The organism is Corallococcus sicarius (genome assembly GCF_003611735.1).
In the GTDB taxonomy this organism is placed as follows: Bacteria; Myxococcota; Myxococcia; order Myxococcales; family Myxococcaceae; genus Corallococcus; species Corallococcus sicarius.
In genome coordinates, this window is record NZ_RAWG01000186.1 from 1 (window position 1) to 18,945 (window position 18,945).

The window sequence follows — 18,945 nt, forward strand, 5'->3', positions numbered from 1 at the left end:
GGCGGGGCTCGGGCGTCTCCAGCTCCAGCTCCTCGCCCCCCCAGAGCTTGCGCGTGGCCTGCGCCTTCTTGCCCCGGATGCGCACGCGCCCGGCGTCCAGCAGCGCGCGGGCGCGCTCCGGCGTGAGGCCGGGGACGTGCTTCGAGAGGAACCGGTCGAGCCGCTCGCCCGCGACCGCCTGGGGGACCACGAGGACCTTGTGCCGCGCCATGCTCCTCCCGTCCCTCATGGCAGGCAGGGAGTCAACGCCCCTGCCGCCTCCCTGCCTCCTTCGCCGCCGTGTAGGCACGCGCCCACCGAGCACGCGTCAGGGGAGCGCAGTAGAACCGGCCCCGCCTTGGCCACCTTCCAGCTCTCGCGCCTCTCCTCGTTCCGGGCCCTGTCGCACCGGGACTTCGCCTACCTCTGGGTGGGCATGCTCGTGTCCAACATCGGCACGTGGATGGAGAGCGTGGCCCTGGGGGTCTACGTCACGGAGGTGACGGGCAAGGCGGGGTGGACGGGGGGCGTCGCCGCGCTGACGCACCTGCCCTCGCTGGTGCTCGCCCCGCTGGGCGGCGCGCTCGCGGACCGCTTCGACCGCCGCAGCTTCATGGCCGTGTGCATCTGCGTCCAGGTGCTGATCGCCGCGCTGCTCACGGTGCTGGCCGCGACGGGCAACCTGACCGTGCCGTGGGTGGCGGCCCTCTCCCTGCTCAACGGCGCCTTCAGCACGCTGGCCATCCCCTGCGCCACCGCGCTCACCGTCGCCGTCGTCCCGCAGGAAGACCTGCACAACGCGCTCAGCCTGGACTCGGCGCAGTTCAACCTGGGCCGCATCATCGGGCCCGTGATCGCCGCGCTCGTGCTGACGAAGCTGGGCATCGCCGGGGCCCTCTTCATCAACACCCTCTCCTTCCTCGCCGTGCTCCTGGCCCTGGCCCGGATGCACGGCGCGGTGCGCACCACGCCTCCGAAGGTGGAGGCGCTGTGGGCCGGCATCGTGCGGGGCGTGAAGCTCGCGTGGACGGACCCCGGCATCGCGCTCGCGCTGGGGACGGCGGGCTTCGTGGGCCTGCTCATCTCCCCCTTCGTGGGGCTGGTGCCGGTGTTCGCGCTCAAGGTCTTGGGGGGAGACGCCACCACCACCTCGATGCTGCTCACCGCGCAGGGCACGGGGGCGGTGCTCGCGGCGTTCGGCACGGGGGCCATCGTCGCGCGCGTGGGACGGCGGGCCCTGCTGGAGGGCTCCATGGTGCTCGTGGGCCTGTGCTCCGCCATCTTCTGGCTGTCCCCCACGCTGCCCGTGGCCCTGGGCGCGCTGTTCGTCCTGGGCGCGGTGTACCTCGTCGCCTTCACCGGCCTGAAGACGGTGTGCCAGGCGCGCACGCCTCCGGAGCTGCAAGCGCGCGTGAGCAGCCTGTTCCTGCTGCTGGTGAACATGGGCTACGTGCTGGGCGTGTGGGGCCAGGGCATGCTGTCCGACCGCCTGGGCGTGCGGCCCATCACCGCGGGCGCCGCCCTCCTCTTCTTCGGCATCGTCGTCGTGACGCGCGCCCTGCGCCCCCGCGGGCTCGCCACGCTGGAGGATGTGAAAGCAGGCTAGGCTGGGTGTGCAGTCAATTCAGGAAAACCATCTCCCTGGAGCACCCATGCGAGCAGGATTCATCACGGGGTTTTTGAAGGGGTTGTTGCTGGCTGCGGGCGTCATGCTGGCGGGCTGTGGCGGTACCGAAGCCCTGGACGTGTCGGAGGAGCCGTCCCTCACCGACACGGAGCAGTCGTTGACGTGTGGTTCGAAGCTGCCCCCGTGCCCCGAGGGCTACCACTGCAGCACGGACGGCATCCGGGGCACCTGCGAGTTCGACAACCCGGAGCCTTGTGGGCCGGCGCTGCCGCCCTGCCCCACCGGCACCTATTGCTACGCCTATCCCCGGGGCTACTGCCGCCCCAGCCCCTGAGACAGCTTCAGGGCTGGGAGGGGTGCAGGATCAGCTTGAGGCGGCAGCCCGGTTGAGGGAGCTGCCGCGGCTGGGGACGAAGCGCCGCTGAGCGCGGCGGGGGGCTGGGCGACAAGCTGTTGCACGGGACGGGGCGGCTCCTCGATGCGCTTGCGCAGCGCCCGGTGGAAGCGTGCCGGCCCGGCCGTGCGGTAGAGAAAGAGCGTGTAGCGCATGCGCTCCGCCGTCCGCTCACGCGCGGGACCGCCCCCAGGGCGTCTATCGATCCCATGCGCTGCCGGGCTCACCTGCCGACAAGCGCGTTTTTCCTTCACGGCCCCAAGTGAAAATTGGAATCGAAGCGCTCCCGGAAATGTCAGACCGACACGGTATGAATCTCCCTGCGCGGCGCCAATCAAGGCGTCGTCGAAAGGGTCGCCTTCACCATGCATAAATCATTGATCTCCCTCGGGCTTCTGGTCGGCATGACAGGGGTAGGCTGCGGGGGGCTCGACGGGGCCGAGGCGTTGGACTCCTCTGTCTCGGCGGACGCGACCTCCCAGGTCACCCAAAACCTGATCACCCAGGTCACCGGCACCAGCCCGGTCACCTTCGTCGCCACGTCGGGCAACGAGACGAAGCCATACAATCAGTCCGCCACGTCGGTGGTGGCCTACATGCGGGACTCAACCACCGGGGCGTTCACGGCCTATCCGGGCACGGGCTCCGCGGACGGCAGCATCTCCGTGCCGAACGTCCCTTCCGGCCGCATCTACCTGAAGTTGGGCTCGCGCTACCTGGTGAGCACCGGCCGCGCGTTCGACCTGGGCTCCACGGAGTGGGGCCGCGATGGCGCCTTCGTCTCGCTACCGACCCCCGTGACGGTGTCCGCCACCGGCCTGTCTCCCTGGCAGCCGGGGGACTACCTGGAGATGTATTCGTTGAACCCGGGCGCGTTCGGCTACATCCATGGCAGCGTCACGGGGTTCCCCCTGGCGGGCGCCACGTCGCTCTCCGGGCTGAGCTTCGATTACGCCCACATGCTCAACCCGGTGCTGCTCGACAGCAGCCGCGGGGATGTGTTCTCGCTGGCGCAGATGCGATTGCAGACGAGCGCGAATGGAGTGCCCTACCGCGCGATGCACAAGGTGCTCAACACGAGCGTGACGCAGGTGGAGGGCCAGCCCGTCACCGTCAGCGGCACCTTCAGCCAGCCCGTCGCGACAGGCACCTTCGCGGTGGACTGGAGACGCTCGGCCTTCGAGGCCCTGCGCACCCAGGTGAACCCGGGCGCGATCAGCACGTACAACGAGATCTGGATGTCCGCCCGGCCGGCCGCGCTGGGCTCGGCGATCGCGTCCATCAGCGGGCAGCCACTGCTCGTGAAGCTCAATCCTGACACGCAGCGGACCGACCTCGTCACGGGGAGCATGACCTACAACAACCCGCTCCCGGCGACGTGGCAGAAGGTGGCGCTCGCCGCCGCGGGCTTCACGAAGAGCTACGCGCTGGGAACCGCGACGCCCTACACCATGGGCGTGGACATCCGCGTGGATCAGGAGGCGAGCGCGTTCACCGCCGGGCCCGTGCAGCCCCTCGTCGGGCCGGTGCAGGCGCCCCTGGTGAACACGCGCGGCGCGTTCCAGGACCTCACGGGCGTGGGGGCCGACGCCTCGCTGCGCTGGTCGAAGCCGCTGGTCGGCACGGCCACGAACTACGTGGTGAACATCTACCGGCTGGGCACGAGCAACGGCTCCACCACCGCGACGCGCGTGGCGGCGCTGCACACGGAGCTCCAGAGCGTGTACCTGCCCCCGGGCGTGCTGCAGGCGGGCCAGACGTACTTCGCGGAGATCCAGAGCTGGTACCAGCCCGGCTCGGACCTCGCGACGAGCCCGTTCAAGCGCTCGCTGCCTCGAGGCCGCGCCAGCGTGCTCACCGGCATGTTCAGCCCGTAGACGCTGAAGTCCTGGGAAGGAAGGGAGCCCGCTCCCTTCCTTCCTTCCTCACGAGCCGCATCGCTTCAGCAAGGCGCTGACCCGACTTTCGCCATTCCGGCCCGCCGCTCCAGCCACCCGTGAGAGCGGCGGGTCCGAGCTCGCCCACGGCGTCTATCGGTCCCATGCTCAAGCACTGACAGCGCCCGTCACCGGCTCACGGCGTCAAACGCTGGCTGGACCAGACCCGCGCGTTCCGGAGCTCCTCGGGATTGGCGCTCGTGCCTCCAAACACATAGATGCGGCCGTCTTCACCCTGGCTGGCGGTGAAACCACTGCCGGGGCCATACATCCGGGAAGCCTGGGTCCACGGGCCCACGTGGCCCTCTGCCTGGAGCGGCGCGGTGAGGACTCGCCCCTGTGACATGAGAAGAACCAGCCGATCCTCCATCGCCAGCAACCGCACCACGTCCAGGCGTGCATCGCCGCCGCCCGACCGCCCCGGCCACGAAGGCGTGGAGGGCTCCGTCCGCCAGACATGCTCGGCGTCGAGTGCCATGGAGTGCAGCTTGCCCTCGGCCCCCGTCACATACAGACGGCCCATCGCCACCGCTGGCGTCTGGTCGAAGCGAAGCGCGGAGGGGGCCTCGATGGACTCCCACCCTTCGATGCGTGATGCGGAGCGCTTCGCGCGCCAGAGCTGGGGCGTGCCCGTCGTGAAGTAGCTCCTGTCGAGCGAGCCTCCGACCACCCACAATTCCGCGCCAGCCGCCACCAGCGCATGCCACCCGCGAGGCTGGGGCAGAGGGGCCTCTGTCTGCCAGGGGCCCAGTGTTCCATCTTCCCGCAGGGGCGCGGAACTCACCACCTGGGAGAAACCGCCCCGGAGCTCGCCTCCCGCGACGAACAGCCGCTGATCCGCCACGACCATCGCGTGATGGACGAGCGGGTCGGGCAACTGCGCACTCTCCGTCCATGCGCCCAGCACGCCATCCGTCTGGATGGGTGCGGAAAAAACAGTCGCCCGTCGGTCGAGCGAAGAAGTCGAACCCGGCGTGAAGCTCAGCCCTCCCGAAACAAAGACACGGTCCCGTGAGGCCGCGGAGGCATGGTAGTAGAGGTCGACAGGCATGGACTGCTCCGCCCGCCAGAGCGCGAGGCCGCCCTCCGCGGGCCAGGGCTTCGCCTCAGGGCCCCTCGTCGGACAGGAGCTCCCGGAGCACAGACACAGGGGAACCTTTGGGACACGATAATCACTGACAAAGAGACGGCGCTCCACACAAGTCTCACCTTCCGCGCAGAGACCGTCTCCGCAGATGCGGTGGCAGCGAAGATCGCCAGTCTGCTTGGGCGGAGAACAGTCTCCACTCAGACACGATGGAAGATCGTATTTCGTGTAGTCACACGCTTCGCCGTGGTCACAGTCCCCCGTCACCTTGTTCGGACAGGCCCGGAAGGAAGAGGCGCGGGGCCCCTCGGTCCGCGCCGCGGCCAGTTCGACGCGAGCGCGTCGCGCGTCATGGAGCTCCCTCGGCGAAGGAGGCTCCGACGAGGAGGCCAGGTCCGCCTCCTGCCAGCGGATGAAGGCGTGCCCCAGCAGCGCCACCGTGAGCAATCCGAGCATGGCCGCGAGACCGAGGAGGATGACACGGCGGCGCGCGGGAGCAGGGGGACGAGGTGCCAGGGACATGGCCCCAATCTAACGCACAGGCAGTGCAGCCCATGAATTGAGGGCGGCGGGCGGGTGTAGAGGGGCCGTGCAGCCCGTCTGGGCCCACGCGGCCCCAGCGGCCCCGCGGCCTCGGGACGGACCTCTCCAAGGGGCGCTCGTGTCCATCCGCTCACACGCGAGACTGCACCCAGGGCGTCGATTGGCCCTATGTTCCCCCTCCATCCAAGGAAGAGCCATGCTCCGGAAGTCCTCCCCCTGTGGGGCGTCACCCTGCTTCCCCTGTTGTTGTCCGGCTGCGGCTCGCAGGAGGCGCCCGCCTCCGAGGCCGCCGGGGTCGCGCCTTCAGGTGACTCGACGGTGCGCGCCTCGGCCCCGCTCACCGAGGAGGAACTGGAGCTGCGCCGCGAGCGCATCCGCGCGTACCTCCGCGCGCGTCTGGCCCGGCTGAACATCGTGGCCACCACGAGGACGGACTCGGGGCAGGTCATCGACTGGGTGCCCGCCCCGCGCGACGTCCCCGAGCGGCCACCGTCCCCGGAAGAGAGGATGCCCGAGGGAACGAGGCCGCTGCCCGACGTACCGGGACCCGAGGACCAGGACGTGCCCGTGCAGACGGAGCTCCAGCTCCAAGCCGGTCGCCACGGACGCCAGATGCTACTCGGTGAGCGAGCCCACCTTCAGCAGCACCTCCAGCACGAAGAACCGGTTCTTCCATGACGGACCGGGCCGGGCCCTGACCCAGGGCTGCTTCTGAACAGCGCAACCCTCCTACCGGAAAGAATATGACAACACTTGCGGACTCCACGGACTTCTCGAAGGCGCATAAACGGCAGCGGACCTACAAGGCATGTCCTCCGGAGCTGATTGCGAAGTACCGGGGGCGGCTCCCTGACGTGCTGGTCAATACGTGGGAAGCGTCCGGGTTCCAGGAGTTTTCGGATGGATTTCTGTGGACGGTCAATCCGGACGAACTGCGCGAGGTTGCCGCGGACTTCCCCAACAACTTCCAGACTGAATTCATCGACGTCATTTTCCGAACGGCTTTCGGCGATCTGATCGTCTCGCACAAAGGAAAGCTGTATCACCTGTCCGCTGTCACCATGCGGAGCGATTCCCTGCCCGACCGTCTCGAACATGTCCTGGCGCTGCATTTCGGCCAGAAGAGATTTCTCGACGCTATATTTTTCTTGAACATGTTCAAGAAGGGGTTGAAGCGGCTGGGTGCGCCGGCGGAAGACGAGGTGTATGCGCTGGTGCCGGCCCCGGCAATGGGTGGCGACATCACGGCCGACAATCTGGAGAAGGCCAAGCTGCGCGTGTATCTGAACTTTCTTGCCCAACTCCAATCAAAGGATTGAACCATCAACAGGCCCGGGCTCAGTCCTGGAATCCGTTGAACTTGAAGCGCGCGGGCGTGTGCCACGGGAACAGCGGGCGGTCCAGCGCCACGATCTTGGGGTCCATCAATCCCAACATGTAATACATGGAACGGACGCGACCGATCTTGGTCTTGACCACGGCGCCATAGGCCTCTTCATCCAGGTCCTTGTTGCGCGCCAGGCCCCCTCCCTGACCGCCCCCGAGCGTGCTGTTCGTCGACTGCATGATGACGTTGTTGTCATCAAAGGCATCAAACCCGCTTCGGGGCGACAGCTTCTTCCTGGGCTCGCTCTGGGTGTTGAGGGTCAGCTCCGTCAGCCAGGTGCCGCTCTCAAGGCTCTTGTCCACGCCTCCGGGGTTCTTGCTGACGCTGCGGAAGCCCAGCTCGACGGTCGCGCACCAGGGACAGGTTTCCTTGGGGCGGTTGCTGAACGGGCCCGCATCACTCAACCCCTCATAGGGGAAACAGACTTCGACATCGCAGCCGTCACCAAAGTAGGACGACGCGCAGCTCAACGCCGCGGGTTCGGCACAGTTGAACGAATGCCAGTAGCAGATCCAGAGGTCGACGCCCGGCGTGGTGCGAGGCTGGAGGACAGCGGCCTCCAGGTGCTTGCTGTCCTTGCTCTCCCGGAAGGACACATAGCTCATGAGCGCCTGCCGCGCGGGCTGCCGCAAACGAAGCAGCTGGCGAGCGCGGTATTGGATGGCGCAGACGTTCGTCCGCTGGAGCATGGTGTCATGGTTCGTGACGAGCACCTTCTCGATGTCGAACTGGGTCTGTTCCTGCACCCTTCTGACGATATCGGCGTCCACCAGCTCCTTCTTGTGCTTGTCGAGAAGCGCCTTCTCCTGCTTGAGCGCGAGGTACTCCTGGGAGTCCCTCGCGAACCTGTTCATCTCCGTATTCTTTTCCTGCACTGCCTTGGAGGCCAGACCGACCTCCGCACCTGCCTTGAACTCGAACCTCTTGGTGTAGGGCTCGAGGGCAAGGCTCGTGGGCAGCCCCAGGTGCCGGCAGGTCTTCTCGAAGAATGCCAGGTTCGGCTTTTCTTCGGTGACCCCCGACAGCCCCAGGACGGGGATGTAGAAGGTCCTGCCATTGCGGTCATGCCGGGTCCACGAGACGCAGATGCAGCCCACCGCGGAGGCCAGGGGGTCCTCCCCCTCCATCCGCTTCTTCTTGGGCATCAACAGGCGGGTCAGCGCCGAAGGGCTGTCCCCCATCAGCTCGTACTTCTTCATCAATGCGTCCGTGGCCTGCTTCGCGGTCGTGTCGAAGAAGCGGACGCCGGTGCTGTCGACCCAGTCCTTCTCCGGGAACACGGCCCCCAGGGCCGTACCGCGGGGACTGACGATGAAGCCATGGTTCATCAACCTGTTTCGGATGGGCTCGTAATACGCAAGCTTGGCCACGTCCTTGAGCTGGGTCGACGACCCCTTGTCCGGGGCCGTATTGGCCTTGCTCGCCTTGCGGACCTCTTTTGACACCTCGCCCTTGTCCACCGGCCCCGTGTGGTGCCAATCCATCTGCTCACACAGGGAGGCAATGCCTTCCTCGGCGTACAGCAGCTCGCTTGCCTTCATGTGCTCAAGGGTCTTGAGCATGAAATCCAGCACCTCATTGTCGAGGTCGCGGCCCTGCCTCACCTTCAGGACGTCGTACGCCAGCTTCTTGTCGACCTTGATTTCGGACACCCGGACCCCGTACGCTTTCAGGTTTTCGATGGCGTCCTCAAGGCTTCTGCAGGTCTGGGAGAACCGGCTGAAGTCCGCCAGGAATGCGTCCTGCTGAGAGGTCTCGTAGGTCTTGTCCCTCCTCTTCAGGAAGTCGCTGAGCCGCTGACCGCTGACGTGCTTGGGAACTTCCGGCGAAGCCGTCCGCAGCCACTCGATCAGGGAATCCGCATCCAGGGGGACGGTGCTGGCTTGGTCTTGAAGGCGAACAGGCATGGGAATGACGCTCGCATGCCTGTCGGAACCCTGTCAAAGAAGCGGAATCATTGAGGAAAACCCATCAGACCCATACGGTGGGTCCCCGGCTCACGGCGCGTGGGAGCGACGGCCGCGGACCTCCAGCGGGTCCTCCTTCGTCTCCACGCACGTGGCACCCTGCGGCCCCGTGCACCGCAGTGCTGCCACGACCCAGCGGGTGAGGGGCAGCGTCACCTGAGCACGAGGGCGACGCGCTCACCACTTCAACGGGTAGCTGCCCACCCGGCCGTTCTCGGAGACCTGCACCGGCGCGACGGTGCCCTGCTCCCGGGTGAGCTCGAAGGCGAACTGGAACACGCCCTCCCACGCGACGAAGACGAGGCGCGGGGCGGGCTCCACGAGTCGCACCACCAGCTCCCCGGAGCGGTCAGAGAGCGCGGTGTAGCTGTACTCGGTGCCATGCTCGTACATGCCACCGATGGCGCCGAAGCGACTGAAGATGGTGGACGGGGAGGCGCCCACCAGACCCAGCAGCGTCTCGATGAACTGGCGGACCACGGGCCCATAGCCGTCCCGGGTCACCTCCAGGCTGAACCGGCGGACGGCGTCCTCGCCGCCGTCCATCGCCACCGCCGCGTAGATGTCGTCCAGCACCGAGCGATGCACCCACGACGTGCGCAGGATGAGCCTGTCGAAGTAGACGGCCGTCGCGGGGCTCACCCGCTGGCGCATGGTGGCGCGCACGCCCGTCTTGTCGAAGTACTTCAGGAAGTTGAGGACCGAGGTTCCGCTCACCTCGTGCCGGGCGGCAGGAGCCTTGTCCTGGGAGGACTGGGATGGGGCGCTGCTCGGGTTCATGTGTGCTCCCCCGCGGCGGTGCCCACGCCATCCAGAGACTGGCGCTCCAGGCCTTGTGCCGTGAATGTGAAATCATCTGATTTCGCTGAACTCAAGAAGAAGGCACTCAGAGTGAAGCAGCCCATCCTCTCCGTTCGGGGTGGCCAGGGAGTCCCTGTACCGCGAATGAAAACGGGCTGGAGACCTCGCTGTCCCCAGCCCATCGTCATTTCAGGCGTTCCTCGGGCCCCTGGGGCTCAGCAGCGGGGATTGCACCGCTCCCAGCAGAGCTGCTCATCCTGTTCGCATTCCGCCTCGCACACCGGGTCGCCATTACAGTTGCTGTAGACCGAGCAGTTCTCAGCCCAGTCATCACACAACGAGCAGCAGGGAGCGGCCACCGTCTCCTCGCTGCCCAGCGTCGCGCTCCCCACCGCCACAGCAGCTCCCAGCACGAATCCGATGAGCCCCATCTTCAAGGTCTTCTTCATCCAGCCTCCCTCGTCGTGGTCATTCGACCAGGGGCGGTCCAAGGTCCGTCCCATGGGCGAGTGTATGGACTTTCACGAATCACCCAAGTGAGTACATCCGGACACATGAGAACGCATGGCCAGCCCTCCCCCTCCCACACGCGAGGAAGGAGGAAGCTTCCGTGGGGAAGGCTCGGCTGGGCGGGTGCACTGCTCTTGTTGGCGTTGCTCCTGCGCGGCTTCGTCGTACAGCCGCACCACATCGTCTCCGGCTCGATGGAGCCGACGCTGGCCGTGGGAGACCGGCTGGTGGTGGACAAGCTGTCCTACCGCCTCCATCCACCCCGGGCCGGGGACGTCGTCGTCTTCGAGCCGCCTCCCGAGCTCATACGCTCCGGCGACAGCCGGGGGCACGCGTCCATCAAGCGGGTGATGGCCCTGCCGGGACAGGAGGTGCGCGTGCACGGCGGACAGGTGTTCGTGGATGGCAGGCCCCTCCAGGAGCCCTACGTTGCGAAGGCGCCAACCTACGAGTGGGGGCCTGCGCGCGTGCCCGAGGACATGCTCTTCGTCCTCGGTGACAACCGGAACGGCAGCAGCGACTCGCATGTCTGGGGTGCCCTGCCCATGCGCTCCGTCACCGGCCGGGCCTGGCTGCGCTTCTGGCCACCGGCGCGGGTGGGGGCGCTGTGAGTGACACCCGCGTACGTAGCCGGCTCGGGGCAGATGAGGGTGTCGAGCGGCGCGATGAGAGGGATGTCAGTTCCAGCCCGGCCCCTCGAGTTCCAGTTGCAGCCGGGCCTGCGCGTCCTCGTCTGTCATGGGATTTGACGGGGGGAGGATTTCGTTCCGGCATGTCGATCCGGCGGGCCGCCGTTCGTCGCGTCACGGAATCCCACCGAAAAGGACCTGCCCCATGTCGATTCAGTCAGCCATCCCCTACTTCCACCTCAACGGCCGGGTCGAGCGGGCCATCGCGCTCTACCAGCGCGTCCTGGGCGCCCGAACCGAGACCCTGCAGCGCTTCGGCGACGTGGACGGAAGCTGTCCGGCCGCGATGAAGAGCCGCGTCATGCATGCGGAGCTGCGCGTGGGAAGCGCGCTGCTCATGATGGTCAACAGCACCCCAGGCGCCAAGGCGGGGGCCCGTCAGTCGTAGGCCCGGGACTGCGCCCAGGGCGTCTATCGGCCCTATGCTGCGGTTCCTGACGTCTCCTGCCCGTATGACAATCCGACCCCATCCCGACCTGCATCCCTCGACCTGGGCCGCCCTCGAGGACTCAGGTGTGCTTCAGAGCACCGAGCACGGGCTCATCCAGGACTTCTACGGCCAGCAACGCGCCAGGCGCAGCCAGGTCCCCTTCATGAATCACATCCATGAAGGACTGGCCGTCATGCTTCACACCCAGGCATCGCCGCAGGCCATGCGGGCGTTCTGCCTGCATCCCCTCGTCCAGGGCGACCAGGACCTGCGGGACCACTACGCACGGGTCGCCCAGGCCATGGGGTCGGTTTCCGACGGCGCCTTCGTGCTGGGGCTCGCCATGGAGTACCGCTCCGTGGCCAATGCCTATCTCTCCCGTTGCACGCTGCCCCCGGGAGGCATCCGGCTGTCGCCCCTGGTGGAGGTCAACGCCATGCTGGTGGGCGACAAGGTCCAGAATCGCAAGGACTTCGAGCTGCACCACGAGCAGACCCACCCCCATCGCGCCAGGCTGACGGAGTACTTCCAGCTGTGGTGCCAGGCGTTGCAGGTCGAGCACCGCTACCCGAGGCTGAAGGCGCTGCTGCAAGGGGCCCTCCATCCTTCCCCGACGTGAGGCAGGCCTTCACTCCAGCCGCTTGCCCTTCAACAACTCCAACCCCAGGGCGTTGCCGCGGTGATGGATGGGGTCCAGCATGTACCGGGCGATCTTCCACCCCTCCTCCGTCTTCACCACCCCGAAGGTGTTGCGCGCGACGAGGGTCCACTCCTGGGTGACACCGCCCAGCGTGAAGTAGTGGGACACCTCCGAGTACGCCAGCGCCGTCGCCTGCGTCTCACCCTCGAAACGGATGCGCACCGTCGTCGCCGTGGCGTGCTGCGTCCGCTGGAACGGTAGCAGTGAACCCCGGGCGAACTCCGCCAGATGCTCGCGCGGCAGCGTGAGGGGCTCGCCGCCCATCACGCGCGTGAGGTCCGCCGTCACTTCCGGCGCGAAGATGTTCGCCCAGCCGCTCCAGTCCCCTGAGTCCCGGCAGGAGTCGAGCGATTGCCCGTACTCCGCCACCAGGTCCTGGATGGCAATCCAATCCGACATCCGCCGCGTGTCCATGTCTGTCATGGCCCGCACCCTTCCACCCTCCCGTCACTCCCGCAAGACGCGGCCCCCCTTCATCGATGGGATCATGCCCCAGACGTTTCCGCGCGTGGTAGATCCCACCGGTACGACTTCGGGGAGGACGTCATGACGGGAGCCATCAGCCTGGAAGCCTTGGCGGAGTACATCCGGGACGCGTTCAAGGACGTGCACATGGATGTCACCACACCGGATCTCTTCTTCTTCGCAGGGGACGAGCGGAAGTCCCCCTTCGCGACCATCGTCACCCGGGACACCGAACACGACCGCCGCTCGGAGCTGGACCGCGACGACGTGTTCCGGCTGAACCTGTGCGTGGGGAAGGACAGCTTCCAGAAGCTGTTCCCGGAGCCCGACCCGGACGTGGACTTCACGGCCCTGGACGTGCTCCTACCGCATCCGACGTACGCGCGCATGTTCTGGCTGAGCGTGCTCAATCCCAGCCACGAGACGTTCCGGATGCTGCGCCCCTATCTCCGCGAGGCCTACGACCTCCAGCCGCAGCGGACCGCCCGGAGCTGAGCGAGCCCCGATTCTGCAGCGACACCATGCCCCACAGCTGTCCCGGCGTGAGCCCCGTCGCGCGCAGCACCGCGAACTCGCGCGCCCGCTCCAGTTGCAAGGACATCAGCGCGCTCAGCACGCCCACGAACGCGACGCCAATGACCAGGAGGCGCCGTCCGCAGCCGCCGCCCCCAGGGGGAGCAGAACACCCGCGCACCTTCCAGCAGGACGTCCTTCGGTGCGGCCGGGGTGGGGGACGGAGTCAGGGGCGTGGAGTGCTCGGACGGCACAGGACGAGCCCCACGTCATCCGGGAGCGCGCCGCTCGCAAGTCGAGGCAGCGCGGCCAGCGCGAGCACCGCGGCGTTTGCGTCGGCGAGGCTCACATGCTCCTGGATGCGACGGAGGTCGACGTACTTGAACAATCCGTCTGACGCGCCGAGGAGAACACCGCCTCGCCACGCGAGTTCGAAGGTGACGGGCCGCGCCTGCCCGCTGCCGAGCAGGGGCTTGCGGTGTTGATGCTCCGTCAGCGCGGTCGATTCGCCTCCCTGGAACAGCCACAGCTCCGAGTCCCCCACGCTGGCCCCCACCACGCGCCGCCTGGTGACACAGGCGACCAAGGCGGTGGTTTCCCCCCCCTGTCCCGAGGCCACCCGCTCCGCGTCGCACCGCACCAGCACATCGCGCCAGGTCTCCTCGCGTTCTACGTCGGCCCCGGCGTCCACGGCGTCCTGGACGCCACGCAGCACGGCCTCCGCGGCCTCGGCGCCACGTCGTGAGTTCCCCGCCCCATCCGCCACCACGAGCACCGTCGCGTCCCCTCGCGTCAGGACCCGCACGCGGTCCGCACCCGCCTTGCCCGCCGGTTCCACATGCCACGCCGTCTCGAAATCGCTCATGGGTCGCACTCAGGGATGACCTTCTCATGCCAGCGGGAACGGATCCCCGCCACCTTCCGTGAGCGGGTCCTCGGGAAGGGCTCGACGGCAGGGTGGGCCGGGATTGTAGAGCCACCACCGGGGCGTTGGCCCCTCAGGGCCCCCCCGCAGGCCGCCTCCCTGCTTCACCTCGACGACCCGTGAGCTGGGTCGCTGGATCTCAGGCCGACATTTGGTTAAACATGTTCATTGAACATGTTCGACGAAATGCCAGCAGGCCCTCGCGCGAAGCAGAAAGAGGCCACCGGGAGGGCGGTGCTCAAGGCCGCGCGGGAAGAGTTCGAGCGGGTTGGCTTCGAGGCCGCCAATGTCCGTTCCATCGCGCAGCGTGCCGGCGTGTCCGCAGGCACGGTTCTCCACCACTACGGCGACAAGCGTGAGCTGCTTCACGCGGCCCTCTTCGACGACCTGGATCGAACGCTGCGCAAGGCCGTGGCCAAACCGGAAGGCGAGACGCTCGACGCACGGCTGTCCGGGCTGACCCGCAGCGTCTTCCGCTACTACCAGAAGCGTCCACGGCTCTCGCGCACCCTGCTCAAGGAGTCGCTGTTCGCCGAACCGCCCTGGGCTCAGCGCTTCAGCGCCCAGGTCGCGCAGGTGCACGCGGCGATTGCGACCTGGGCCGTGGACGCCGCGAAGAAGGGGGAGCTGCGTGCGGAGGTGGATGCCGCGCTGCTCGGCGCCGCCTACTTCTCGTTCTTCTATTTCGCCCTCATCGCCTGGGCCCAGGGCGCGCACCCCGCTCCGGTGCAAATGGTGGAGCACCTGGTCGCGCAGCATCTCGCCGGTCTGCGTCCCCCCTCCCAGTCGAAGCCGGCGCCCAAGAAGAGGAGCCGTTCATGACGTCCGCATTCCGAGGTGAAGAGGCGAAGGCCGTGCTCTCTCGCTGGTATGACAGGTTCCGTTCGCACCTTCCTGCCACGGAGGGCCGGATGGTGAGCACGCGGTTCGGTCCGAGCCACGTGCTCGTCGGCGGAGACGTCTCCGCGCCGCCGCTCGTGCTCCTACACGGCGCGCTCGCGAGTTCTGCGCACGCCTTGCGCGAGCTGGCACCGCTCCTCGAGCGATTCCGGGTCCATGCTGTCGACATCGTGGGGCAGTCGGTGAAGAGCGCGGACGCCCGGCCGAAGGTGTCGAACAACGAGTACGGCGAGTGGCTGGTGGACGTGCTGGATGGACTGGGCCTCGAGCGTCCATTCGTGGTGGGCGTGAGCTGGGGAGGCTTCGTGGCGATCCGCCTCGCGGCCGTCGCTCCCGAGCGGATCCGTCGACTGGCGCTCCTGGTTCCCGCAGGCGTGGTCAACGGCCCGGTCTGGGCGGGCTTCACCAAGGTGGCTCTGCCGATGATGCTCTACCGGATGTCTCCCACCGAGCGCCGGCTGCAGAACTTCGTCGGCAACCTGCTCACGACGACCGACGACGACTGGGCGCCGTACCTGGGCGACGCCGTCCGCTCGTTCAACATGGACATGCGCGTACCGTCGCTCGCCAGGCCGGAGGAGCTGAAGGGATTGAAGGCCCCGGTGCTGGTGCTCGGCGCCGACGGCGACCTGAGCTTCCCGGGCAAGGCGCTCCTGGCGCGAGCGCGAGCGCTGTTCCCGACGCTGGAGGACGAGGACCTCATCGCGGACTGCCGTCACTGCCCGCCGACGACGGATGCGTTCCGCCGGTGGTTGGCCGACCGGCTCTCGCGGTTCCTGCTCGCGGAGGGGACGACCCGCGGTCTTCCATTGCGCGCCAGCCACGGCCGTCGTTGGAGTTGATGCGCTGACGCCAGATCAAATACACCAGCCGGTGCGCACCGAAGCTCCCCAGGCTGAACGACGCGAACCGGTCGCCGCGCGCACCGCCGTCAATGGGAAGCCTTCCGCCTCTTGCACCGGGACGAGGGCCGCCGCAGCCCGACTGCTGGCCGTCCGCTCACGCGCGGGACAGCACCCAGGGCGTCTATCGGCCCTATGCACCATGGGACCCCCCTGGTGGTCCTTCGAGTGGACTTTTCAATAGCAGGAGCATTCGTCCTTGCTGGGGCAGAAGCCCCACTCGAAGTTCATTTCGATGCAAGACTGGATGCAGGCATCACAGGTGTACGGCAGGGGCCCCTGGGGTGCTGGCGTGGAGAAGGCCTGCGTGGCACTGAAGGACAAGGCAGTCGCCGCGACGACGGCGAGCAATGCCTGTCCCGCGTCTCTTACAAGGCGAATCATGACAACCTCCTGAATGGGCTGATACCCATCCGCGACACCGCGGCAAGGACTGCGGCCTGAACGGTTCGTCATTCTCCAGCTACAACGACAAGCCTTGTGTCGAGGTCGTTCCGAACCCCGGCTGCGGGACATGACTTGTCACGATGGCTGGGCTTTGGCTAGAAGTCCGCTCCCCATGCTCCGCAAGTCTCTGTTCCCCGTCCTTCTCCTCGGCGCGCCCCTCCTCTTCGGTGCGTGCTCCGACGAGCCCTCCGCGCTCATCATCGACCGGAAGTCGTTCGACTTCGGGGAGTGGGAGGTGGGGACGTCCTCCGCCGAGCAGCTCTTCACGGTGCGCAATGCTTCGCCACACGACGTGGAGTCGGTGTCGGTGAGCATCGAGGACTCCGACTCCTTCGTCATCAGCTCCAGCACCTGTGAGAAGTACCTGGCCGCGGGCATGGAGTGCGAGGTGCGCGTGAAGTTCGCGCCCCCTCTGGGCGGCATGGCTTCCGCCCGCCTCAGGGTGGCAGGGGCGTCCTCGGCGAACCAGACGGAGCTCCAGGGCACGGCCTTCGCGTGGGTGGACGTGACCTCCGTGCCGCCGGGCGCCCGTGTGGCGGCAGGGGACGACTCTTTCACGTGTATCCAGCCGTGCAGGCACGCGGTGCGCAAGGCAGAGCTGACCCTGTACGCCGGTCCGGAAGGGTTCCCGACGTGGAGCAAGGCCTGCGCCGAGGCACCCCGCGGCGGCTGCCTGCTCCGCCTGGACGGGTCGAAGTCCGTCGCCCTGGATGCGTGGTCGCCCCTCTATCAGTGGGAGGTGCGGCGCAGCAGCCCTCCCCTGACGGTGGCCTCGCTGGGAAACGGCCAGATCGTCGTGCACGACACCCTGGGCATGACCTCGTTGGACAGCACCGGAAAGGAGCGCTGGTCATTGCCGTTCACCTCCACGGCGGAACTGGCCGTCACCTACGACGGGTTCATCTCGCTGCTGCACTACGACGGGACCGTGACCCAGTATGACAGCGACGGCCGGGTCCGGTGGATGTACAGGCCCCCGGAACCTTCAAGCGCGAGATACGCGAGACGGCAGCTCGTAGCGGACGTCCTCGGTAACACCTACGTGCTGCTGGCGCAGGGGAGCCGTGACACCACGATGGTGCTGAAGCTCCTGGTGCTGTCTCGCGAGGGCGTCGAGAAGTGGAGCGTCGTCATCAATGAAGGGCAGATCAACTACCCCTTGGGCCTGGGCGTCATGGGTGATGGGAGATACGTCTACGTGGGTGGCACTGCGTACCGGCGGGACGTCACGTCACAGGACCTGGTGTTCGTGAAGAGCTTCGTCAGGAAGCTCACCCCCGCTGGGGTTGCGCTGTGGACGAAGGAGGACATCCAGGGCGACGTGGCCTTCACCCTCTCGGGTGAAATGGTCTCCGTCATCAGCAATCCCTCGCCTCCAGGAGGCTTCGTGGCCTCGTGGAAGGACGCCGAGGGCAACGTCCTGTGGGATGCACAGACGTCATCGAGCCGGGGGCCGGGCGTGGTCGACACCTACGTCTTGCCCTCCGACGCAAGCCTCGCCGCCAGACTGCTCTGCGGTGGGCACGAGACGCTTCCCGGCACCGACACCTACGGCCGGGGCTGGTTCGCCGATATGGGCGACAGGTCGAAGCTGGCTCCGGGTCCCATCACCTATATCGACTCGCCGAATGGCAACGGGGCCTGGGTCAGCAGCCTTGCCTACACCGACCTCGGTCGTCATGTGGTGGTGGGCGGTGGCTTCGGCAGCCGCGCGAACCTGGCGGAGGGCTTCATCCGCCTGTACGACCCCCGCACGCTCACGATGGAGCGGTGACGCCTTCGGTCGCTCCCGAGCCCATGCGGCTCAAGGTCATGGGGTCCTCTCCCCAGGCGCCATCCAGGCCCTCCCACATCAAAGGCAGCCCTCATGATCCAGCGAATCGCCGTTGTTCTCACCGTCCTCGCTCGTCATGGATTTCGGCACGGGCTCCACTTGCACCGGGTACCGCAAGTCCGGCACCCAGGATTCGTACTAGAGCACCACGCCAGGTTGCCCGGCGCCCCAGCACAGTCGCACGAATGAGCTAGCACACAGGCCCCTGGCTCAGAGCAGGAGGAGGCTGGCCGTCAAAACCTGTGCAACGGTGAGCAGGCCCCCTTGAACGGCTTGCGACGCGGCGTCGCACTACCTATCCCTCGCTTCGTGCGATCGTTCGTTCACAGAAGAGATGGAGGTCTCGATGCCGTCGGTGATCAGTGAAGTCATCATTCCGCTTCAAACGTCAGTGGGTCCCGGTGGCCGCTTCCAATCGCAGGAGTTCGATGTGAGCGGAACCCAGTCCATCTCCGTCAACGTCTCGATCACGAACGTGAATCCCACAATCAAGCGGACGATCTTCTTCGGGCCGTCACCCAACGGCGGGTTTCAGCCCGCACGAGTCGACGCGTTTCAGACGAGCAATCACCTGTTGACGTCGCTCCCCACGCACGGGCCCAAGATGTTCGTCGTCGTGGAGAATACCGGCCTGACGGCAATGAATTGCGACGGCTGGCTTTACGGGGTTCGCCTGGTGCCGTGAGGACTTGTCAGCCTATGCTCTGGAGCCAGTAGCGAGGACGGACAAGGAGCGCTTGGGATGATGAAGGGCCCCTGGAGTTGGCTGCGACTGGCGGGACTGCTGCTCACCGCGCTGGCCCTCGCCCTGGTGGGCTGTGAGAAGAAGTCCGCCCCAGCGCCCACGGCCGCGCCCGCGTCCCAGGAGGGCTCGGCCACGGCCGCCCCTCCGGGTCCGCCGCCCGCGG

General features: G+C 67.2%; 21 protein-coding genes and 1 pseudogene. 13 read left to right on the forward strand and 9 right to left on the reverse strand.

Annotated elements, in window-relative coordinates:
* A partial coding sequence (locus D7X12_RS25500; protein ID WP_439329394.1) for an RNA-binding S4 domain-containing protein occupies positions 1-211 on the reverse strand: 211 nt, incomplete at its 3' end.
* A 126-nt stretch (positions 212-337) separates the two neighbouring features.
* Between D7X12_RS25500 and D7X12_RS25505 the strand changes: the two genes are divergently transcribed.
* The 3 genes from D7X12_RS25505 to D7X12_RS25515 all read left to right on the forward strand — a co-directional run bounded on the left by D7X12_RS25505 (position 338) and on the right by D7X12_RS25515 (position 3,877).
* Entirely contained in the window at positions 338-1,585 is a 1,248-nt protein-coding gene (locus tag D7X12_RS25505; protein WP_120627884.1) for an MFS transporter, read from the forward strand.
* 46 nt (positions 1,586-1,631) lie between these two features.
* Complete coding sequence (locus D7X12_RS25510; protein ID WP_147443802.1) at positions 1,632-1,940, forward strand: hypothetical protein; 309 nt, start codon at positions 1,632-1,634, stop codon at positions 1,938-1,940.
* A gap of 425 nt (positions 1,941-2,365) precedes the next feature.
* Positions 2,366-3,877, forward strand: a complete 1,512-nt coding sequence (locus D7X12_RS25515) for an ABC transporter substrate-binding protein (protein ID WP_120627886.1) — start codon at positions 2,366-2,368, stop codon at positions 3,875-3,877.
* A gap of 196 nt (positions 3,878-4,073) precedes the next feature.
* Here D7X12_RS25515 and D7X12_RS25520 read toward each other — a convergent pair whose 3' ends face one another.
* Complete coding sequence (locus D7X12_RS25520; protein WP_120627887.1) at positions 4,074-4,988, reverse strand: Kelch repeat-containing protein; 915 nt, start codon at positions 4,986-4,988, stop codon at positions 4,074-4,076.
* 747 nt (positions 4,989-5,735) lie between these two features.
* On the opposite strand from D7X12_RS25520, the gene D7X12_RS25525 reads away from it, so the two are divergent.
* Entirely contained in the window at positions 5,736-6,245 is a 510-nt protein-coding gene (locus D7X12_RS25525) for a hypothetical protein (RefSeq protein ID WP_120627888.1), read from the forward strand.
* Between the two features lie 65 nt (positions 6,246-6,310).
* Positions 6,311-6,886, forward strand: a complete 576-nt coding sequence (locus tag D7X12_RS25530; protein ID WP_120627889.1) for a GAD-like domain-containing protein — start codon at positions 6,311-6,313, stop codon at positions 6,884-6,886.
* A 19-nt stretch (positions 6,887-6,905) separates the two neighbouring features.
* Here D7X12_RS25530 and D7X12_RS25535 read toward each other — a convergent pair whose 3' ends face one another.
* The 3 genes from D7X12_RS25535 to D7X12_RS25545 all read right to left on the reverse strand — a co-directional run bounded on the left by D7X12_RS25535 (position 6,906) and on the right by D7X12_RS25545 (position 10,171).
* Positions 6,906-8,606 carry a hypothetical protein gene (locus D7X12_RS25535; RefSeq protein ID WP_147443803.1) on the reverse strand — a complete coding sequence of 567 codons (1,701 nt, stop codon included), beginning with the start codon at positions 8,604-8,606 and terminating at the stop codon, positions 6,906-6,908.
* A gap of 492 nt (positions 8,607-9,098) precedes the next feature.
* Complete coding sequence (locus D7X12_RS25540) at positions 9,099-9,701, reverse strand: hypothetical protein (RefSeq protein ID WP_120627891.1); 603 nt, start codon at positions 9,699-9,701, stop codon at positions 9,099-9,101.
* A 236-nt stretch (positions 9,702-9,937) separates the two neighbouring features.
* Positions 9,938-10,171 carry a hypothetical protein gene (locus tag D7X12_RS25545; RefSeq protein ID WP_120627892.1) on the reverse strand — a complete coding sequence of 78 codons (234 nt, stop codon included), beginning with the start codon at positions 10,169-10,171 and terminating at the stop codon, positions 9,938-9,940.
* Positions 10,172-10,366: 195 nt separating this feature from the next.
* Between D7X12_RS25545 and lepB the strand changes: the two genes are divergently transcribed.
* From lepB to D7X12_RS25560, 3 genes are all read left to right on the forward strand, one after another.
* Positions 10,367-10,843 (forward strand): signal peptidase I, encoded by a 477-nt coding sequence (lepB, locus tag D7X12_RS25550; RefSeq protein WP_244224767.1) that lies wholly within the window; start codon positions 10,367-10,369, stop codon positions 10,841-10,843.
* Between the two features lie 223 nt (positions 10,844-11,066).
* Positions 11,067-11,309 (forward strand): VOC family protein, encoded by a 243-nt coding sequence (locus D7X12_RS25555; protein WP_120627894.1) that lies wholly within the window; start codon positions 11,067-11,069, stop codon positions 11,307-11,309.
* Positions 11,310-11,436: 127 nt separating this feature from the next.
* Entirely contained in the window at positions 11,437-11,970 is a 534-nt protein-coding gene (locus D7X12_RS25560) for a hypothetical protein (RefSeq protein WP_120627895.1), read from the forward strand.
* 9 nt (positions 11,971-11,979) lie between these two features.
* Here D7X12_RS25560 and D7X12_RS25565 read toward each other — a convergent pair whose 3' ends face one another.
* The gene (locus D7X12_RS25565; protein WP_120627896.1) at positions 11,980-12,474 is read right to left on the reverse strand and encodes a nuclear transport factor 2 family protein; all 495 of its coding nucleotides are present in this window, start codon (positions 12,472-12,474) and stop codon (positions 11,980-11,982) included.
* A gap of 123 nt (positions 12,475-12,597) precedes the next feature.
* On the opposite strand from D7X12_RS25565, the gene D7X12_RS25570 reads away from it, so the two are divergent.
* Positions 12,598-13,011, forward strand: a complete 414-nt coding sequence (locus tag D7X12_RS25570) for a DUF6194 family protein (protein ID WP_120627897.1) — start codon at positions 12,598-12,600, stop codon at positions 13,009-13,011.
* Between the two features lie 13 nt (positions 13,012-13,024).
* On the opposite strand, the pseudogene D7X12_RS45300 reads toward D7X12_RS25570, so the two are convergent.
* A pseudogene (locus tag D7X12_RS45300) lies at positions 13,025-13,165 on the reverse strand (FtsX-like permease family protein); the annotation flags it as partial.
* A gap of 90 nt (positions 13,166-13,255) precedes the next feature.
* Positions 13,256-13,894 carry a protein phosphatase 2C domain-containing protein gene (locus tag D7X12_RS25580; protein WP_120627898.1) on the reverse strand — a complete coding sequence of 213 codons (639 nt, stop codon included), beginning with the start codon at positions 13,892-13,894 and terminating at the stop codon, positions 13,256-13,258.
* Positions 13,895-14,128: 234 nt separating this feature from the next.
* On the opposite strand from D7X12_RS25580, the gene D7X12_RS25585 reads away from it, so the two are divergent.
* Positions 14,129-14,776: a TetR/AcrR family transcriptional regulator gene (locus D7X12_RS25585; RefSeq protein WP_244224768.1), complete on the forward strand. Its 648-nt coding sequence runs from the start codon at positions 14,129-14,131 to the stop codon at positions 14,774-14,776.
* Complete coding sequence (locus D7X12_RS25590; RefSeq protein WP_120627900.1) at positions 14,773-15,696, forward strand: alpha/beta fold hydrolase; 924 nt, start codon at positions 14,773-14,775, stop codon at positions 15,694-15,696. Before D7X12_RS25585 ends, D7X12_RS25590 begins: the two co-directional genes overlap by 4 nt.
* Before the next feature lie 237 nt (positions 15,697-15,933).
* On the opposite strand, the gene D7X12_RS25595 is transcribed toward D7X12_RS25590, so the two are convergent.
* The gene (locus D7X12_RS25595; protein WP_120627901.1) at positions 15,934-16,140 is read right to left on the reverse strand and encodes a hypothetical protein; all 207 of its coding nucleotides are present in this window, start codon (positions 16,138-16,140) and stop codon (positions 15,934-15,936) included.
* 175 nt (positions 16,141-16,315) lie between these two features.
* Between D7X12_RS25595 and D7X12_RS25600 the strand changes: the two genes are divergently transcribed.
* Both D7X12_RS25600 and D7X12_RS25605 read left to right on the forward strand, forming a co-directional pair.
* The gene (locus D7X12_RS25600) at positions 16,316-17,977 is read left to right on the forward strand and encodes a choice-of-anchor D domain-containing protein (RefSeq protein ID WP_158620121.1); all 1,662 of its coding nucleotides are present in this window, start codon (positions 16,316-16,318) and stop codon (positions 17,975-17,977) included.
* A 406-nt stretch (positions 17,978-18,383) separates the two neighbouring features.
* Positions 18,384-18,722, forward strand: coding sequence for a hypothetical protein (locus tag D7X12_RS25605; RefSeq protein ID WP_147443804.1), 339 nt, complete (start codon positions 18,384-18,386; stop codon positions 18,720-18,722).
* Positions 18,723-18,945 lie beyond the last annotated feature (223 nt).

Bases quoted from the DNA above. Each gene is read 5' to 3' on its own strand.
- D7X12_RS25510 (WP_147443802.1), top strand. From the start codon at position 1,632: ATGCGAGCAGGATTCATCACGGGGTTTTTGAAGGGGTTGTTGCTGGCT.
- D7X12_RS25515 (WP_120627886.1), top strand. From the start codon at position 2,366: ATGCATAAATCATTGATCTCCCTCGGGCTTCTGGTCGGCATGACAGGG.
- D7X12_RS25520 (WP_120627887.1), bottom strand. From the start codon at position 4,988: ATGCCTGTCGACCTCTACTACCATGCCTCCGCGGCCTCACGGGACCGT.
- D7X12_RS25525 (WP_120627888.1), top strand. From the start codon at position 5,736: ATGTTCCCCCTCCATCCAAGGAAGAGCCATGCTCCGGAAGTCCTCCCC.
- D7X12_RS25530 (WP_120627889.1), top strand. From the start codon at position 6,311: ATGACAACACTTGCGGACTCCACGGACTTCTCGAAGGCGCATAAACGG.
- D7X12_RS25540 (WP_120627891.1), bottom strand. From the start codon at position 9,701: ATGAACCCGAGCAGCGCCCCATCCCAGTCCTCCCAGGACAAGGCTCCT.
- D7X12_RS25545 (WP_120627892.1), bottom strand. From the start codon at position 10,171: ATGAAGAAGACCTTGAAGATGGGGCTCATCGGATTCGTGCTGGGAGCT.
- D7X12_RS25555 (WP_120627894.1), top strand. From the start codon at position 11,067: ATGTCGATTCAGTCAGCCATCCCCTACTTCCACCTCAACGGCCGGGTC.
- D7X12_RS25565 (WP_120627896.1), bottom strand. From the start codon at position 12,474: ATGACAGACATGGACACGCGGCGGATGTCGGATTGGATTGCCATCCAG.
- D7X12_RS25570 (WP_120627897.1), top strand. From the start codon at position 12,598: ATGACGGGAGCCATCAGCCTGGAAGCCTTGGCGGAGTACATCCGGGAC.
- D7X12_RS25580 (WP_120627898.1), bottom strand. From the start codon at position 13,894: ATGAGCGATTTCGAGACGGCGTGGCATGTGGAACCGGCGGGCAAGGCG.
- D7X12_RS25585 (WP_244224768.1), top strand. From the start codon at position 14,129: ATGTTCGACGAAATGCCAGCAGGCCCTCGCGCGAAGCAGAAAGAGGCC.
- D7X12_RS25590 (WP_120627900.1), top strand. From the start codon at position 14,773: ATGACGTCCGCATTCCGAGGTGAAGAGGCGAAGGCCGTGCTCTCTCGC.
- D7X12_RS25595 (WP_120627901.1), bottom strand. From the start codon at position 16,140: ATGATTCGCCTTGTAAGAGACGCGGGACAGGCATTGCTCGCCGTCGTC.
- D7X12_RS25600 (WP_158620121.1), top strand. From the start codon at position 16,316: ATGCTCCGCAAGTCTCTGTTCCCCGTCCTTCTCCTCGGCGCGCCCCTC.
- D7X12_RS25605 (WP_147443804.1), top strand. From the start codon at position 18,384: ATGCCGTCGGTGATCAGTGAAGTCATCATTCCGCTTCAAACGTCAGTG.